18 protein-coding genes are annotated in these 15,394 nt (G+C 60.3%); 9 read left to right on the top strand and 9 right to left on the bottom strand.

The genetic code is table 11. The features are described from left to right. Nucleotides 1–44 precede the first annotated feature (44 nt). The 5 genes from Q7F16_RS29520 to rplU form a co-directional block, all read right to left on the bottom strand. On the bottom strand, nucleotides 45–500 hold the full coding sequence (locus Q7F16_RS29520; protein WP_003205733.1) for a CreA family protein: 456 nt from the start codon (nucleotides 498–500) through the stop codon (nucleotides 45–47). A gap of 9 nt (nucleotides 501–509) precedes the next feature. Then, nucleotides 510–1,628, bottom strand: a complete 1,119-nt coding sequence (proB, locus tag Q7F16_RS29525) for a glutamate 5-kinase (RefSeq protein WP_003205734.1) — start codon at nucleotides 1,626–1,628, stop codon at nucleotides 510–512. 339 nt (nucleotides 1,629–1,967) lie between these two features. Beyond that, a complete protein-coding gene (cgtA, locus tag Q7F16_RS29530) occupies nucleotides 1,968–3,191 on the bottom strand; it encodes an Obg family GTPase CgtA (protein WP_046065057.1) in 1,224 nt (407 codons plus the stop codon). Nucleotides 3,192–3,381: 190 nt separating this feature from the next. Next, on the bottom strand, nucleotides 3,382–3,639 hold the full coding sequence (gene rpmA / locus Q7F16_RS29535) for a 50S ribosomal protein L27 (RefSeq protein ID WP_003176049.1): 258 nt from the start codon (nucleotides 3,637–3,639) through the stop codon (nucleotides 3,382–3,384). 35 nt (nucleotides 3,640–3,674) lie between these two features. Continuing rightward, entirely contained in the window at nucleotides 3,675–3,989 is a 315-nt protein-coding gene (rplU, locus tag Q7F16_RS29540; RefSeq protein ID WP_003176051.1) for a 50S ribosomal protein L21, read from the bottom strand. A 239-nt stretch (nucleotides 3,990–4,228) separates the two neighbouring features. Here rplU and Q7F16_RS29545 point away from each other — a divergent pair, with 239 nt between their 5' ends. From Q7F16_RS29545 to Q7F16_RS29555, 3 genes are all read left to right on the top strand, one after another. After that, nucleotides 4,229–5,197, top strand: a complete 969-nt coding sequence (locus Q7F16_RS29545; protein ID WP_003205740.1) for a polyprenyl synthetase family protein — start codon at nucleotides 4,229–4,231, stop codon at nucleotides 5,195–5,197. Nucleotides 5,198–5,396: 199 nt separating this feature from the next. Then, nucleotides 5,397–5,738, top strand: a complete 342-nt coding sequence (locus Q7F16_RS29550) for a zinc ribbon domain-containing protein YjdM (RefSeq protein ID WP_003205741.1) — start codon at nucleotides 5,397–5,399, stop codon at nucleotides 5,736–5,738. 206 nt (nucleotides 5,739–5,944) lie between these two features. Then, the gene (locus Q7F16_RS29555) at nucleotides 5,945–6,202 is read left to right on the top strand and encodes a PA4570 family protein (protein ID WP_003205743.1); all 258 of its coding nucleotides are present in this window, start codon (nucleotides 5,945–5,947) and stop codon (nucleotides 6,200–6,202) included. A gap of 134 nt (nucleotides 6,203–6,336) precedes the next feature. On the opposite strand, the gene Q7F16_RS29560 is transcribed toward Q7F16_RS29555, so the two are convergent. The 4 genes from Q7F16_RS29560 to Q7F16_RS29575 form a co-directional block, all read right to left on the bottom strand. Further along, nucleotides 6,337–6,954: an FKBP-type peptidyl-prolyl cis-trans isomerase gene (locus Q7F16_RS29560; RefSeq protein ID WP_003205746.1), complete on the bottom strand. Its 618-nt coding sequence runs from the start codon at nucleotides 6,952–6,954 to the stop codon at nucleotides 6,337–6,339. Nucleotides 6,955–7,158: 204 nt separating this feature from the next. Beyond that, nucleotides 7,159–7,647, bottom strand: a complete 489-nt coding sequence (locus tag Q7F16_RS29565; RefSeq protein ID WP_014340287.1) for a TIGR00645 family protein — start codon at nucleotides 7,645–7,647, stop codon at nucleotides 7,159–7,161. A 132-nt stretch (nucleotides 7,648–7,779) separates the two neighbouring features. Then, nucleotides 7,780–8,121, bottom strand: coding sequence for a PA4575 family protein (locus Q7F16_RS29570; RefSeq protein ID WP_013694243.1), 342 nt, complete (start codon nucleotides 8,119–8,121; stop codon nucleotides 7,780–7,782). Nucleotides 8,122–8,490: 369 nt separating this feature from the next. After that, nucleotides 8,491–10,929: a Lon protease family protein gene (locus Q7F16_RS29575; RefSeq protein WP_014340288.1), complete on the bottom strand. Its 2,439-nt coding sequence runs from the start codon at nucleotides 10,927–10,929 to the stop codon at nucleotides 8,491–8,493. Nucleotides 10,930–11,216: 287 nt separating this feature from the next. Between Q7F16_RS29575 and Q7F16_RS29580 the strand changes: the two genes are divergently transcribed. From Q7F16_RS29580 to Q7F16_RS29605, 6 genes are all read left to right on the top strand, one after another. Then, a complete protein-coding gene (locus Q7F16_RS29580) occupies nucleotides 11,217–11,705 on the top strand; it encodes a DUF3015 domain-containing protein (RefSeq protein WP_003185616.1) in 489 nt (162 codons plus the stop codon). 88 nt (nucleotides 11,706–11,793) lie between these two features. Further along, nucleotides 11,794–13,647, top strand: a complete 1,854-nt coding sequence (locus tag Q7F16_RS29585) for an Lnb N-terminal periplasmic domain-containing protein (RefSeq protein WP_409557048.1) — start codon at nucleotides 11,794–11,796, stop codon at nucleotides 13,645–13,647. A gap of 104 nt (nucleotides 13,648–13,751) precedes the next feature. Beyond that, the gene (locus Q7F16_RS29590) at nucleotides 13,752–14,108 is read left to right on the top strand and encodes a hypothetical protein (protein ID WP_014340290.1); all 357 of its coding nucleotides are present in this window, start codon (nucleotides 13,752–13,754) and stop codon (nucleotides 14,106–14,108) included. Nucleotides 14,109–14,182: 74 nt separating this feature from the next. Continuing rightward, complete coding sequence (locus Q7F16_RS29595; protein WP_409557047.1) at nucleotides 14,183–14,674, top strand: GreA/GreB family elongation factor; 492 nt, start codon at nucleotides 14,183–14,185, stop codon at nucleotides 14,672–14,674. Between the two features lie 203 nt (nucleotides 14,675–14,877). Beyond that, a complete protein-coding gene (locus Q7F16_RS29600; RefSeq protein WP_200899374.1) occupies nucleotides 14,878–15,021 on the top strand; it encodes a hypothetical protein in 144 nt (47 codons plus the stop codon). 147 nt (nucleotides 15,022–15,168) lie between these two features. Next, nucleotides 15,169–15,324 carry a hypothetical protein gene (locus Q7F16_RS29605; RefSeq protein ID WP_018601025.1) on the top strand — a complete coding sequence of 52 codons (156 nt, stop codon included), beginning with the start codon at nucleotides 15,169–15,171 and terminating at the stop codon, nucleotides 15,322–15,324. Nucleotides 15,325–15,394: the final 70 nt, after the last annotated feature.

Raw genomic sequence — 15,394 nt, forward strand, 5'->3', positions numbered from 1 at the left:
GAAATTAAAAAAGCGAGCCGATCGGCTCGCTCGTCATCCGATACTTAACGCCAAGGCAAGATCGGAATAGCCGTCACCGCGTTCTGCGGACTGCCCTCGATCACGCGATCGCTGTAGACCAGGTACACCAGCGTATTGCGCTTCTTGTCGAGGAATCGCACCACTTGCATGGTCTTGAACACCAGCGAAGTGCGCTCGCGGAACACCTCTTCGCCGTCCTTGAGCTCACCCTTGAAGCTGATAGGCCCGACCTGGCGACAGGCAATGGACGCTTCGGCACGATCCTCGGCCAGGCCCAGGCCGCCTTTTACGCCGCCGGTCTTGGCCCGGGACAGGTAACAGGTCACGCCATCCACCTTGGGATCGTCGAACGCCTCGACCACAATCCGGTCATTGGGCCCGACAAACTTGAACACCGTCGACACTTGGCCAATTTCTTCAGCCGAAGCCAGCAGCGGCACCGCCAGCAGCAAGCCGATCAATCCTTTTGCCAAACCCATGATTTTTCCTTAGACGAGGATCAGGTTGTCACGGTGAACCAGCTCAGGCTCCGCCATGTAACCCAACAGACCGACAATCGCATCAGACGACTGACCGATGATTTTCTGCGCTTCCAGCGCGCTGTAGTTGGCCAGGCCACGGGCGATCTCACGACCGTCCGGGGCCACGCACACCACCATTTCGCCCCGACGGAAGCTGCCCTGGACCAGCTTCACACCCACTGGCAGCAGGCTTTTGTTGCCTTGGGACAGGGCCGCCACCGCGCCAGCGTCCAGCACCAAGGTGCCACGGGTCTGCAGATGCCCAGCCAGCCACTGCTTGCGCGCCGCCAACATGCCGCGCTCCGGGGAGAGCAAGGTGCCGATGCGCTCGCCAGCTTTCAGACGGTCCAGCACCCGCTCCAGGCGACCACCGACAATGATGGTGTGAGCCCCCGAGCGCGCAGCCAGACGCGCAGCACGCAGCTTGGTCTGCATGCCGCCACGACCCAGCGCACCGCCGGTACCACCGGCCACTGCGTCCAGCGCCGGATCGTCGGCGCGGGCTTCGTAGATCAGCTTGGCGTCGGGATTGTTGCGTGGATCGGCATCGAACATGCCGTCGCGATCCGTGAGAATCACCAGCAGATCCGCCTCCACCAGGTTCGCCACCAGCGCGGCCAGGGTGTCGTTATCGCCGAAACGGATCTCGTCGGTGACCACCGTGTCGTTCTCGTTGATCACCGGGATGACTTTCAGCTCCACCAACGCGCGCAAAGTACTGCGGGCATTGAGGTAGCGCTTGCGGTCGGACAGGTCATCGTGGGTCAGCAGGATCTGCGCCGTGTGGCGACCGTGCTCGGCGAAGCTCGACTCCCAAGCCTGCACCAGGCCCATCTGGCCGATGGCGGCGGCAGCCTGCAGCTCATGCATCGCGCTGGGTCGCGACGTCCAGCCCAGGCGGCTCATACCGGCTGCCACAGCCCCGGAAGAGACCAATACCAGCTCGACGCCAGCCTCATGCAAGGCCACCATCTGCTCGACCCACACCGCCATTGCCTGGCGATCCAGGCCCTTGCCATCCGCCGTCAGCAGTGCGCTGCCGATCTTCACGACCCAGCGCTGCGCACCCGTCACCTTGCTCCGCATCATCTTCAACCTTTGCCAGCGAACGACGCGACCCAGCGCCGCCCATGGGATTATTCGTATTTGCGTTTTACAGATACCAAAACGCCGCTCGAATGAGCGGCGCCTTGGAAACCGGCTGGTTGCGATGATAACACCGCACTGGACCAGTTAAACCTGCCCCATGCCAGCCACCTGAGAATCCCTGTGGGGGGGCGAGCTTGTGGGAGCAAAGCTTGCTCGCGATGACGCCGTCACATCCAACACCTTTGCTGGCTGTAAAATCGCTATCGCGAGCAAGCTTTGCTCCCACAGATTCGCTCACATAGGCCTTAGCCTCAACTGAGTGGCATCAGCACAAGATCAGTCGCGGACGTAGATGATTTCCGGACCGTCCTCGTCATCCACATCTTCTTCGTCCCAATCGTCGTCACCGATGTCATGGACCGACTTGACGCCACTGCGACGCAGGGCACGCTGATCGTCCAGCGCCTGCAACTGGGCACGGGCCTCGTCTTCGATGCGCTGGTCGAGCTCGGCCAGCTCTTCCTTGTAGGCCGGATCGTTGGCCAGGCGGTCGGCGCGATCTTCCAGGTAACGCATGATGTCGTGGCACAGGCGCTCGGTGCCTTCTTTGGCGATGGCCGAGATCACGTAGACCGGACCTTCCCACTCCAGGCGATCGACGATTTCCTTGACCCGCTCCTCATGCTCTTCTTCAAGGATCTGGTCGCACTTGTTCAATACCAGCCAACGGTCGCGCTCGGCCAGGGCCGGGCTGAACTTGGTCAATTCGCTGACGATGACTTCAGCAGCATCGGCGGCATCGGTCTCATCCAGCGGCGCCATGTCCACGAGGTGCAACAACAGGCGGGTACGGGACAAGTGCTTGAGGAAACGAATCCCCAGGCCGGCGCCATCGGAAGCGCCTTCGATCAGCCCCGGGATGTCCGCGACCACGAAGCTCTTCCAGCGGTCGACACTGACCACGCCCAGGTTCGGCACCAGGGTGGTGAACGGGTAATCGGCCACTTTCGGCTTGGCCGCCGACACCGAGCGAATGAAAGTACTTTTACCGGCGTTCGGCAGGCCCAGCAGGCCCACGTCGGCCAGCACCTTCATTTCCAGCTTCAGGTCACGCTGCTCGCCTGGCTTGCCTGGCGTGGTCTGGCGCGGCGCACGGTTGGTACTGGATTTGAAACGGGTGTTGCCCAGACCGTGCCAACCGCCATGGGCGACCAGCAGACGCTGGCCAGCCTTGGTCAGGTCGCCAATCACTTCCTGGGTAGCCGAATCGATCACCGTGGTGCCGACTGGCACGCGCAGGATCAGGTCTTCGCCCTTCTTGCCGGTGCAGTCGGTACTGCCGCCGTTGGAGCCACGCTCGGCATCGAAGTGCCGGGTGTAACGGTAGTCCACCAGGGTGTTGAGGTTTTCGTCGGCGAGCATGTAGATCGAGCCGCCGTCGCCCCCGTCACCGCCGTTCGGGCCACCGTTTTCAATGAACTTTTCCCGACGGAAACTCATGCAACCATTGCCGCCGTCGCCGGCCTTTACTCGAATCGATACTTCATCAACAAACTTCATGACACACGCCTCTCGCCATACGGACGAGCCAAAAAAACAAGACATAAGACTCTTGCAAAAATGAGCGCAGCGACCTGATGACACGCCCCAACCGCAGCGCCGACAGCCCATACAAACAGTTTTGCAAGAGACTCACCCCACAAACGAAAAAGCCCCGTCGCAAGACAGGGCTTTTCCAGCGATCTCGCAATTAAGCTGCGACAACGCTCACGTAACGGCGGTTGAACGCGCCCTTTACTTCGAACTTGATCACGCCTTCGATTTTCGCGAAGAGGGTGTGATCTTTACCCATGCCAACACCGTAACCGGCGTGGAATTGGGTGCCGCGCTGACGCACGATGATGTTGCCCGGAATGATTTTCTGGCCGCCATACATCTTCACGCCAAGGCGTTTGGCTTCTGAGTCGCGACCGTTACGGGTACTACCACCAGCTTTTTTGTGTGCCATGAGTTCAATTCTCCTAGTGAGGAATTAGGCTGAAATTAAGCCTGAATACCGGTGATTTTGATCTCGGTGTACCACTGGCGGTGGCCCATACGCTTCATGTGGTGCTTACGGCGACGGAACTTGATGATGCGGACTTTATCGTGACGACCTTGGGAGATCACTTCAGCCACAACGGTAGCGCCAGCAACAACTGGAGCACCGATATTCACGTCGTCGCCATTGGCGACCAACAGAACGCGATCAAAAGTCACGGATTCGCCGGTAGCGATTTCCAGTTTTTCGATCTTCAGGTATTCACCTGGGGCGACCTTGTATTGCTTGCCACCAGTAACAATTACTGCGTACGACATGGTATTTCTCCGATAATCCTGCTCACCCAGCGCTTTATAAGAAGAGGTATTGGCTGGCATGGCTGCATGGGCTGGAAGGCCCTGATGCAATTGCGTAAGGCAGGTGCTGCCCAGGAAGTTCAGGGTGCGCGATTGTACGCAAGGCGCAACAGCCTTGCAAGTAGCCGTCCATCGCGCCTTGACAGGCCTGGGTGGGGGTCCTAGCATGCCGCGCAACCCTTCTGGAGCACCTGTCGCTGATGCAACCCCAAGCTTTCTACCGCGCGGTGGCGGACGATTTTAGCGCCGTCGACGGCATCATCAAGAAGCAGCTGACTTCCCGAGTGCCGCTGGTATCGAAAATCGGCGACTACATCACATCGGCTGGCGGTAAACGCCTGCGTCCTTTATTGGTGCTGTTGTGCGGCAAGGCCCTGGGGCGCGAAGGCGACGACATGCGCCTGCTGGCCGCCACCATCGAGTTCCTGCACACCGCGACCCTGCTGCACGACGACGTGGTCGACATGTCCGGCATGCGGCGTGGCCGTTCGACCGCCAACGCCATGTGGGGCAATGCTCCCAGCGTGCTGGTGGGCGACTTCCTGTATTCGCGCTCGTTCGAAATGATGGTCGAGCTGGGCTCGATGCCGGTGATGAAGATCCTGTCCCAGGCCACGCGCATCATCGCCGAAGGCGAAGTGCTGCAGTTGTCCAAGGTGCGCGATGCCAGCACCACCGAAGAAACCTACATGGAAGTCATCCGCGGCAAGACCGCTATGCTCTTCGAAGCCTCGACCCACAGCGCCGCGGCCCTGGCCGGTGCCAGCGCCGAGCAGAGCGAAGCCCTGCGCACCTTCGGCGACCACCTGGGCGTGGCTTTCCAGCTGGTGGACGACCTGCTCGACTACAAGGGCGACGCCGAGACCCTGGGCAAGAACGTCGGTGACGACCTGGCCGAAGGCAAGCCGACCCTGCCGCTGATCTACACCATGCGCGAGGGCACGCCTGAACAGGCGGCGCTGGTACGCCAGGCGATCCAGAAAGGCGGGATCGAAGACCTGGAAAGCATCCGTGTCGCGGTCGAAGCATCCGGCTCGCTGGACTACACCGCGAACCTGGCCCGGGACTACGTCGCCCGCGCGATCAAATGCCTCGACGCCCTGCCGGCCAGCGAATACCGCGATGCGCTGGTGGAGCTAAGCGAGTTTGCGGTCGCCCGTACCCATTGATGGTATGACAGCGGTGAGCTTTTGTGGCGAGGGAGCTTGCTCCCGCTCGGTTGCGCAGCGACCGCAAGTGCCATAAGGGGGCAGCTTCGCAGCCCAGCGGGAGCAAGCTCCCTCGCCACAAAGACCCCGCATCCCCACCTCGTAAGAAAACCCTATATAATGTGCGCCCTTTTACCCTCCTGATACCCAAGGAACCTTAGTGAGCACGTTGCCTCCCTGCCCGAAATGCAATTCCGAATACACCTACGAAGACGGTACTCAACTGGTCTGCCCGGAGTGTGCCCACGAATGGTCCGCCAGCGGCGAAGCTGAAACAGTTTCCGACGATACCGTGAAGAAAGATTCGGTCGGCAACGTCCTGCAGGACGGCGACACCATCACCGTGATCAAGGACCTCAAGGTCAAGGGCACGTCGCTGGTGGTCAAGGTCGGCACCAAGGTCAAGAACATCCGCCTGTGCGATGGCGACCACGACATCGACTGCAAGATCGACGGCATCGGCCCGATGAAACTCAAATCCGAGTTCGTCAGAAAAGTCTGATTCTGCTGTATCCCATCCCACGCCCCGCGTGTGGGATGGAGCTTCGTCCTCTGCGCTTCGCCCCCATTTCCCGGACATTAGCCAAGTGCCAGCCGTCCTGAGCTGCCATAACCCATCGTCAGAAAAACAATCGCAACGCCAATAGAGACTTGCTATTTAGCGAATAAGAATTATTCTCATCGAACCCCATCAAGGAGATGAGAACCATGACTTATTTGATCGATGCCTGGCTGGACCGCCCACATCCCTACCTCAGGATCCTGCATCGGGAAACCGGGGAAGTCTGTGCGGTGCTTGAAGAAGAAGCCTTGAACGAGCTGCAGGACCAGGGGGATCTGGACCTCAACAGCCTCAATTCCAGCGAACCGTTGGTGCTCAAGGAACTGGTGCGCAATCTGTTCCTGTTCTGCTACGCCCGGGCGTTGCGCCCGACGGGTGATTTCAGCGGCAGGTTCCACGGATGAAGCACCTAACCCTGTGGGAGCGAGCTTGCTCGCGATGGCGGTGTATCAGTCACGAAAATGTCGACTGACTCTCCGCTTTCGCGAGCAAGCTCGCTCCCACAGTTTTTTGTCCGGCAGTAAAACCGGACAGGGTCTTACAGTACGTCCAACAACTCGACGTCAAACACCAGCACGCTGTGCGGTGGAATGCTGCCAACGCCTTGAGCGCCGTAAGCCAGTTCGCTCGGCACGTACAGGCGCCATTTGCTGCCGGCGTTCATCAGTTGCAGGGCTTCGGTCCAGCCTGGGATCACGCCGCCTACCGGGAATTCGGCTGGCTGGCCACGATCGTAGGAGCTGTCGAACACGGTGCCGTCGATCAGGGTGCCGTGGTAATGGGTACGCACCTGGTCTTCACGGGTCGGCTTGGCGCCTTCACCTTGGGTCAGCACTTCGAATTGCAGGCCGGAAGCCAGGGTGGTGATGCCTTCACGCTTGGCGTTTTCGGCCAGGAACGCACGGCCTTCGCCAGCGGCGGCTTCAGCCTTGGCAGCGGCTTCGGCTTGCATGATTTCACGAATGACCTTGAAGCTGGCGGACATCTCGTCCTGGCCCACGCGGCTTGGCTTGCCGGCGAACGCGTCGGTCAGGCCGGCCAGGATTGCGTCCAGGCTCACGCCCGGTGGCGGGTTGTCGCGCAGTTGGTCGCCCAACTGACGGCCAATACCGTAGCTGACGCGGGTTTCGTCGGTGGACAGGTTAACTTCGGACATGATGCTGCTCCGCTGTGCGGACGGCTCGAGAATTGCCGTGTGTGCCACAGCGCCTCCCGGAGCGCCCGGAACCAAAAGGGCGAGCAGACTAGCACAGATGCCACGACGGGTGACGAGCCCCCTGTGCCAAAGCCATCCGCCGAAAACGACAACGCCCGCCTGCAACTCGACAGGCGGGCGTTGCGCCAGCGCGGTGAACGGACCTCAGTGCTTGGTCAGTTTGTCCAGGTAGCCCATGGCAAATGCCGAGACCACGAAGGTCATGTGGATGATCACGTACCACATCAGGTGCTCGGGATCGACGTTCTTGGCATCCATGAAAATGCGCAGCAGGTGGATGGAGGAAATGGCCACGATCGAGGCAGCGACTTTCATCTTCAGCGACGAAGAGTCCATGGTGCCCAGCCAGTTGAGTTTTTCCTTGTCGTCGGCGATATCCAGCTGCGAAACGAAGTTCTCGTAGCCGGAAATCATCACCATCACCAGCAGGCCGCCCACCAGCGCCATGTCGATCAACGACAGCAGCACCAGGATCAGATCGGACTCGGCCATGGAAAACACGTTGGGGATGACGTGAAAGACTTCCTGGAAGAATTTCAGCGCCAGGGCCAGCAAGCCCAGGGACAGCCCGAAATAGATCGGCGCCAGCAGCCAACGGGAGGCGTACATTGCGTTTTCGATAAAGCGTTCCATTGAATCTCACACCAGGGCTGAAAAATCGCGGCGAGTATATCAGCCATGACCTGCCCCACAAATGCCGGGACCCTCCCTGGTCCCTGCCCTTGTGTCAAAACTTTACTGCCGGTGTCCGTGCGGTGATGGCCTTTAATGCAGTGGACGAAATTCGAAACCGCCGACATTGCGACAACGGCCTCCATTGATTTCACGCAGTTGGGCTTGCATGTGCAGGGACCAGATCTGCGGATCGTCGGCCAGCTCATAGCCGTGCAAGGTCAGGCTTTGCACAATGGTATCGAGGATGGATTCGGCGGCAGTCGGGCCGGGAAATGGCCCCTGGGCCTTGATGGCAGAGGGTTGTTCGCCCGCCATTCCGGCGGCGAAGAGCAAGGTCCACATACCGGTATCTCCCGCCAGGGGGCGGATGGCGCATTCGATACGGGTGACAAGGCCCAGGCATTGACGAGTGAGGCAAAGGTTGCGCGACATGGCGGCGCCCCTCGGTAGATCCGGTATTTCAGTCTCGGGAAGAGGCTGTTTCGATCCGATGATGGCTCTCGTTATCCTTGAGCTGAGGATAGAAGAAAAGTTCCGGTCGCAAGGGCTTTCGAGACCAGAATACGCCGAGCGGTCACAGTGTGAATATTGACGCCAAAGTGGTGGCACTTTTTAGCAATAATCCCCAAAACATTGATGGTGACAGCAAGCCTGTGGGAGCAAAGCTTGCTCGCGATGGGGTTGTCACATGCAAGATTTCTGTTGACTGGACAAACGCTATCGCGAGCAAGCTTTGCTCCCACAGGCCGTTCTCCCACAAGCTAGCTCCCACAGGGGGGGCTAGCTGCGGTCAGGAAAACATCAAGCCGGCTTGGCCTCCGCCAAGGCCTGCTGCGCCAGTTCCTTTTCCGCTTCCTTGATGTCGTCCTCGCTGATCATCTCCGCGATCACCCGCAGCCGCTCCACCACCCGGGCGTTGACGCTGCCCTCCGGGAACTCGCCGTTTTCATCCGGCTCGCCGGCAGGCTCGCCCACCAGCAGGCTCAGGGCTTCGTCGGCCTGGCGCACGGCATAGACGTGGAACTGCCCGGCGCGCACGGCGGCCAGCACTTTCTCGTCGAGCATCAGGGTCGCGACGTTGGCCTGGGGAATGATCGCCCCTTGCTCACCGGTCAGCCCACGGGCTTCGCAGAGGCGGAAGAAGCCTTCGATCTTCTCGTTGACCCCGCCCACCGCCTGCACTTCGCCGAACTGGTTGATCGAGCCGGTGATGGCGAAGCACTGCTTGAGCGGCGTCTTCGACAGGGCCGAGATCAGCGTACACGCCTCGCCCAGGGACGCGCTGTCGCCGTCCACGTAACCGTAGGACTGCTCCAGCGCGATACTGGCCGAGATCGCCAGCGGGAACTCCTGGGCATAACGGCTACCCAGGTAACCGGTCAGAATCATCACGCCCTTGGAGTGGATCGGCTGACCGAGGTTGACCTCCCGCTCGATGTCGACGATACCGCTGCCGCCCGGGTACACCGTGGCGGAAATCCGCGCGGGTACACCAAACGCAGAGTCGCCGACCTCGAGTACCGTCAGCCCGTTGCATTTGCCCACGGCCGCACCAGCGGTGTCGATCAGGATGATCCCGGCGAGCATGTCGTCGAGGATTCGCGCCGAGACACGCCCGGTACGGGTGGCCTTGGCCTTGAGGGCGCGTTCGATGTGGCCGGCGTCGGTCATCTCGTCACCGGCCAGTTGGCGAATGAAATCCGCCTCGCTGACCAGTTGGAACAGGTCACCGATGCGCGCCGACAAGCGCCCCTGGTGTTCGGCCAGCCGCGCACTGTAGGTCGCCAGGCGCGCCACCGCGTCGGCGGTCAGCGGCGCCATGCCCTCTTCCGAAGTGCGGGTCTTGAGCAACTGGGCGAACTGCTCCAGGCTCTCGTCGCCCATTGGGATGTCTTCGTCGAAATCCACCAGCACGCGAAACATTTCCTGAAAGTCCGGATCCAGGTCCTGCAAGGCGTAGTAGAGCTGGCGGGCGCCAATGATCACGACCTTGACCTGCAACGGGATGTGCTGCGGCGTCAGGGTCACCGTGGCCAGCCGACCCAGCTCACCCAACGGCGATTCCATTTTCAGCTTGCGCGATTGCAGGGCACGCTTGAGCGCATCCCACACGAACGGCTCACCGAGCATTTTTTCCGCTTCCAGAATCAGGAAACCGCCGTTGGCCCGGTGCAAGGCGCCCGGACGCAACTGCCGGTAGGTGGTGTAGAGCGCGCCCTGGTCGGTGCTGTATTCGATGCGACCAAACAGGTTGTCGTAGGTCGGGTGCGGCTCGAACACCACTGGCGCGCCGCCACTGAACGGATGCCCGACCACCAGGCTCGGGGCGTACTGCTCCTCCAGCAGCTTGCGGGCGATGGCGTCGGTCTTGCTGTCGTCCACCAATTGCTCGACCACGGTCTTGAGCAGATAGACCTGCATGGCCTGCAGGTAGCCGCAGACCGCAGCGTTCTCTGCGTATTTCTCCGACAGTGGAGCCAGCAACGGTTGCAGGGCCAGGGTGATGGTTTCTTCGTTGAGGTGGCGCAACTGGTTGCTGGACTCACGCTTCCATTGCGGCAGGCTGGCGAGCTCTTCGTTCAAGCGCTCTTCCAGGCCCGAGATGTCCTCATGGAAACGCTCGCGCTCGGCTTCCGGCAACTGGGCGAATTCCGCTTCATCCAGGGCCTTGCCTTCGCTCATTGGCGTGAAGGCGATGTTGCTGCTGTCACGGTACAGCGCGACATCCTTCTCCAGCGCCAGGCGCTCGATCACATCCAGGGCGCGGTCGTAGCGCTGGTTGAAGGCGCGGTCGATGGCGCTTTTCTTCTGCTGGTAGGACGGGTGCTCGAACACCGCCGGGAAGGTCGCCAGCAGGTTGTCGATCAGGCCGTTGATGTCGGTGATGAAAGCACCGGCCGTGCCTGACGGCAGTTCCAGGGCACGGGGTTCGCGGGGCTCATCGAAGTTGTTGACGTAGACCCAGTCCGCCGGGGTCTGCAGGCGCTTGCCTTCGGCCTTGAGGTAGCGTTTGACGAACGAAAACCGGCCAGTACCGGGCTCGCCCATGACGAATACGTTGTAACCGGGGCGCGGCATGGCCACGCCGAACTGCAAGGCTTCGACCGCACGTTCCTGGCCAAGCACACCGCGGAAGGGCTCCAGATCATTGGTGGTAGAGAAGCTGAACTGTTCAGCGGAAAACGGACGGGTCAGCGCTTCGGGCGCTAGACGCAAGCTGGCAGCAACAGGATCAGGCATCGGGCTTCCTTACATCAGGCGGGGCAGATAGCGGCATTCTGGCGCTGCCTGTACCTGACTGGCAAGGAGCGCCTCTGTCCAAAGCATAGTCAACGGGCAAACCTCGGGCGGGGCCCAGCAGACAGGCGATCCCCAGTAATGTTTTTGCAAAATGTCACGGAACCCCAGGATCGTGCCTAAACTCCAAACTGCGCGGCTGGAACAATAACCGGCCCACTGGCGCCTAGCTCAACAGGAACGAGGTGCCAGACCCTGTCCATCGGTATGCACATAAAGAGAACATAGCTATGAAACGGATTCTTCTCGGTACTCTCTTCACCGCTGTATCCATCAACGCCATGGCTCAGGCGCCGGGCGGCCCGGATTGCGGTTGGGGCAACATGCTGTTCGAAGGTCAGCGTGGCACTCCAGCACACTTCCTGGCATCCACTACCAACGGCACTTCCGGTAACGCTACCTTCGGCATGACATCCGGCACCAACGGTTGCTCGACCAACGCGGCACTGACCTACGGTGGCAAGTCCTGGCTGGCCATGAATGGCATGATGAACGAGCTGTCCGAAGACATGGCCAAGGGTCAGGGCGAAGCGCTGACCACCTACGCCGTGGTACTGGGCGTGGCGCCGGAAGACCGCGCACACTTCTCCGCTGTGACCCACGAGCACTTCCAGCAGATCTTCAGCAAGGCTGACGTGACCGCCGAAGACGTGCATACCAACACCCTGGCCGTGCTGAAAAGCGATCCTCGCCTGGCCAAGTACGCCACTCAAGCTTAAGCTCGACACCACTCGCTCCTCTCGGGGAGCGGGTTTTCTTTTTGGGGCCCCTTCGGTCTTTATTTTTCGCCTTTCCAAGTAGCCGACTATGCTCAAACGCCTTGCCTGGCTGGCGCTCTGTGTGTGCGCCCCGCTGTCCGCCGCGCCTCATGTCGATCCTCACCGTTTGCAGCAACTGGCCAATGACCGCTTCTGGATTTCCCTGGGCCACTACGAAACCGCCAAGCTCGGCGGTTGGCGCAGCTATATCAGCGACAAAAAATTCTTCCTTGCGCCCGATGGCAACGAACATCCCGAGCGTGAACTGAGCGCCACGCTAAAAGCCCTGTACGGCCCGGCCAGCGCCGGCCAGCAGCATGCCCAGTGCGTGTACCCGGCGCGAACGCGCTGGCTCAAGGCCCAGCTCAACCTGACGGATCTGCCGGCCGTTGACTGCAGCGACTTCAACCAATGGTTCAAGGACGTCTCGCCCCACAGCGCGGTGATGATCTTCCCCGCTGCGTACCTGAACAGTCCCTCCTCGATGTTCGGCCACACCCTGCTGCGCATCGACCAGGCCGATGTGCAAAGCGACAAGACCGCCCTGCTCAGCTATGCGATCAATTTCGGCGCCTACATCGAAGGCTCGGACAACAGCATTCTCTATGCCTGGAAGGGCCTGATGGGCGGCTATCCCGGCCTGTTCGCCCTGGTGCCGTATCAGGAAAAACTCTCCGAGTACCGTAGCCTGGAGAACCGCGACCTGTGGGAATATCGCCTGAACCTGAGCCAGGCGGAAACCGAGCGCATGATCGAGCACGTCTGGGAACTCAAGCAGATTCAGTTCGACTATTTTTTCTTCGACGAAAACTGCTCCTATCGCCTGCTCGAATTGCTGCAAGTGGCTCGCCCCAGCCTGCGCCTGACTGAACAATTCCCGCTGACCGCGATTCCCACCGACACCGTCAAGGCAGTAAAAGAAGCTGGCCTGGTGGAAAGCATCCAGTATCGACCGTCCCGTGAACGGGAACTGCTCAGCCGCGCCGAACCGCTCAGCGATGATGAACAGCAATGGGTACTGAAAGTCAGCGCCGACCAGCAGCAACTGCAAGCCCCCGGCTTCAAGGCGCTGCCGCGCGAACGCCAGGCGCTGATCATCGATGCGGCCTATCGCCTGGAGCGCTATCGCGCCAACGGCCAGGAGCGCGATCCGCAACGCGCCCAGCGCAGTTTCGAACTGTTGCGGGCGATCAACCAGAACCCCGCACCGGAACTCGATATCCCACAACCGGGCCTGCCCGAAGACGGTCACCAATCGCGCACCTGGCAAGCCGGCCTCGGCACGCGGGGCGACCGGGCGTTCGGCGAGTATGGCTTGCGCATGGCTTATCACGATCTCAACGACAACGCCGAGAGCTTCCCCTTGGGCGCACAGATCGAAATCCTGCAATTGAAACTGCGCCAGTACGAAGGCAATGACTGGCAGGTGCAACAACTGGACCTGGCGACCATTCGCTCCCTGACCCCACGCAACGAGCTGCTGCAACCGCTGTCCTGGCAGGTCACTGGCGGCCTGGAGCGGGTGCCAGGCAAACACGACGACGAAACCCTGGTCAGCCACGTCAACGGCGGCGCCGGTGGCACCTGGGCGCTGGGCGAAGAGGTGCTGGGGTTCGCCCTGGGCACGGTGCGGGTCGAGCACAACAACGACTTCGCCCAATTCATCGCCCCGGCTGCCGGTTTCAACAGCGGTGTGCTGTGGAAAAACCCGCTGGGCAACCTGAGCCTGGAAGCCAAGGGTGATTATTTCGTCAACGGCGAAGTGCGTCGCAGCCTGAGCCTCAATCAGCAATGGGAATTGTCCCGTAACCTGGGCCTGCGCCTGAGTGCACAGCGGGAGTTCAGCCAATTGGCCTCGCCGGAGAACGAGGTGATGCTCGAGGTGAAGTGGTACCACTACTGACAAAGGCAGGCGCAACGAACGGATTAATCACCGCGCTTTCACGCCTTACTGACGAATCCACTCCTAGACTTCTTGTATGAGCGGGATTCGGCAGGAAAGCAGAAATGAAGCGTGCGGCAGTGGTCCTGAGTGTGTTGATGTTGCTCGGTGGCTGTGAAACCACCCACGAAGACCTGATCGCCCGGGGTTATCCACCAGCGTTCGCCGACGGCTACGACGACGGTTGCAGCAGTGGCCGGCAAGCGGCCGGGGTGATCACCGGCCAATTCAGGAAAGACGTGCCGCGTTACCTCAAGGATCCGCGCTATGCCGAAGGCTGGAGCGATGGTTTCCGCCAGTGCCAGGCCATGCGCGAGAGCGAAGAGCGTAATGCCTATCGCGAACGCCATTGGGACGAACGTGAACGGGCCTGGCAGCAACAGAAAGACCAGGACGCCGCCCGGGCTTATCGCTCGCCGTAAGTCGCATACAGACATCCGTCGAAACCAAAACCCTGCGACCATGGCCCAAACTCCAATGGAGAGGAGCAAATGCCATGAGCCGCGCCTTCGTCAACGAAGATAACGCCGCTGCCCAGGCCGACCAGCCGGTCGAACGCCAGGTCAGTGCGCAACCCAACTACGTCACACCCACTGGACTGGCCCAGCTACAGGCCCGGGTCGCCGAGTTGCAGGCGCTGCACGGCCAGCAGGCGAGCCGAGGGGAGCTGGCGGACAAACAGCGGATCGCCGACCTTGAACGGGATCTGCGCTATTTCACGCAGCGCCTGCAAAGCGCCCAGGTCGTTGCGCCGACTTCATCCGATCAAGTGCGAATCGGACATTGGGTGACCTTTGTCGATGAGCATGATCATGAGCAGCGGGTGCAATTGGTGGGTGAAGACCAGGCCGATGTGGCCAAAGGGCTGATCAACTGGGGCTCGCCGCTGGGACGGGCGTTGCTGGGGGCCAAGCCAGGGGATGAGGTGACTTGGGAGCGGCCAGCCGGGAATCTCATCATTGAAGTCATTGCTATCGGCCTTGAGTGATCCTGGTCGACAGACTTTTGTCGGTGCGGTGACAAGAACGCGCATCAGCTCCGTCGAACTGCAACTAGAGAACACTGACTTGCACACCTGTAGCAACATGTAACCGCAACATAAAGTTATAACGACAAATTTGTGTTAAACCAACAGCGTGCTACTGTTTTCCCGCACTTCAACCCGTGCACAACAAAAAAGGGAAAGACATAATGAGCGAACGAATACTGGCAATGCCTGGTGACTTCGACAGCGACCTAAAGTCCTACCAACAGGTGAACAACCTCGGTATCGAATCAGCGGCGTTGACCATTATCAAATGCGGCACCATAGAGTGCACCGCGATTTTTGGTTAAACCCTGTAATAAACCTGCAGCGCAGGCATCTGACACACCCTAATCCCCCTAAACAACTTCATTACATCCTACAGCTCGGGTGCTTTCCGGCACCCGATTGACCGCTGGTCACTGTATTAGATTGTATAACCTGATGAGGAACTACCTATGAGCGAAAAAATCCTGAACATGTCCGGTGACTTCGACTTCGAATTCAACGCCTATCAAGCGCCCGCCAACACCGGCGAGATCCTGGCAACGACGATGGAATGCAACACCTTCGGAACCTGCACCAACATTGGCTGTTCGACAATCGGGTGTTAATAGCGCCTGACTGACCATCGAAACTTGCAACAAACGTTAACATAGAGCAGGCACCGCCTGCTCTATCCAT

It is taken from the genome of Pseudomonas sp. Lb2C2, from assembly GCF_052112205.1.
Taxonomy (GTDB): Bacteria; Pseudomonadota; Gammaproteobacteria; order Pseudomonadales; family Pseudomonadaceae; genus Aquipseudomonas; species Aquipseudomonas kilonensis.

Coding starts and splice junctions, on each gene's coding strand:
- rplU (WP_003176051.1), bottom strand. CDS start 3,989: ATGTCGTACGCAGTAATTGTTACTGGTGGCAAGCAATACAAGGTCGCC.
- Q7F16_RS29570 (WP_013694243.1), bottom strand. CDS start 8,121: ATGTCGCGCAACCTTTGCCTCACTCGTCAATGCCTGGGCCTTGTCACC.
- Q7F16_RS29580 (WP_003185616.1), top strand. CDS start 11,217: ATGAAACGGATTCTTCTCGGTACTCTCTTCACCGCTGTATCCATCAAC.
- Q7F16_RS29595 (WP_409557047.1), top strand. CDS start 14,183: ATGAGCCGCGCCTTCGTCAACGAAGATAACGCCGCTGCCCAGGCCGAC.
- cgtA (WP_046065057.1), bottom strand. CDS start 3,191: ATGAAGTTTGTTGATGAAGTATCGATTCGAGTAAAGGCCGGCGACGGC.
- proB (WP_003205734.1), bottom strand. CDS start 1,628: ATGCGGAGCAAGGTGACGGGTGCGCAGCGCTGGGTCGTGAAGATCGGC.
- Q7F16_RS29545 (WP_003205740.1), top strand. CDS start 4,229: ATGCAACCCCAAGCTTTCTACCGCGCGGTGGCGGACGATTTTAGCGCC.
- Q7F16_RS29605 (WP_018601025.1), top strand. CDS start 15,169: ATGAGCGAAAAAATCCTGAACATGTCCGGTGACTTCGACTTCGAATTC.
- Q7F16_RS29555 (WP_003205743.1), top strand. CDS start 5,945: ATGACTTATTTGATCGATGCCTGGCTGGACCGCCCACATCCCTACCTC.
- Q7F16_RS29600 (WP_200899374.1), top strand. CDS start 14,878: ATGAGCGAACGAATACTGGCAATGCCTGGTGACTTCGACAGCGACCTA.
- Q7F16_RS29560 (WP_003205746.1), bottom strand. CDS start 6,954: ATGTCCGAAGTTAACCTGTCCACCGACGAAACCCGCGTCAGCTACGGT.
- Q7F16_RS29565 (WP_014340287.1), bottom strand. CDS start 7,647: ATGGAACGCTTTATCGAAAACGCAATGTACGCCTCCCGTTGGCTGCTG.
- Q7F16_RS29585 (WP_409557048.1), top strand. CDS start 11,794: ATGCTCAAACGCCTTGCCTGGCTGGCGCTCTGTGTGTGCGCCCCGCTG.
- rpmA (WP_003176049.1), bottom strand. CDS start 3,639: ATGGCACACAAAAAAGCTGGTGGTAGTACCCGTAACGGTCGCGACTCA.
- Q7F16_RS29590 (WP_014340290.1), top strand. CDS start 13,752: ATGAAGCGTGCGGCAGTGGTCCTGAGTGTGTTGATGTTGCTCGGTGGC.
- Q7F16_RS29520 (WP_003205733.1), bottom strand. CDS start 500: ATGGGTTTGGCAAAAGGATTGATCGGCTTGCTGCTGGCGGTGCCGCTG.
- Q7F16_RS29575 (WP_014340288.1), bottom strand. CDS start 10,929: ATGCCTGATCCTGTTGCTGCCAGCTTGCGTCTAGCGCCCGAAGCGCTG.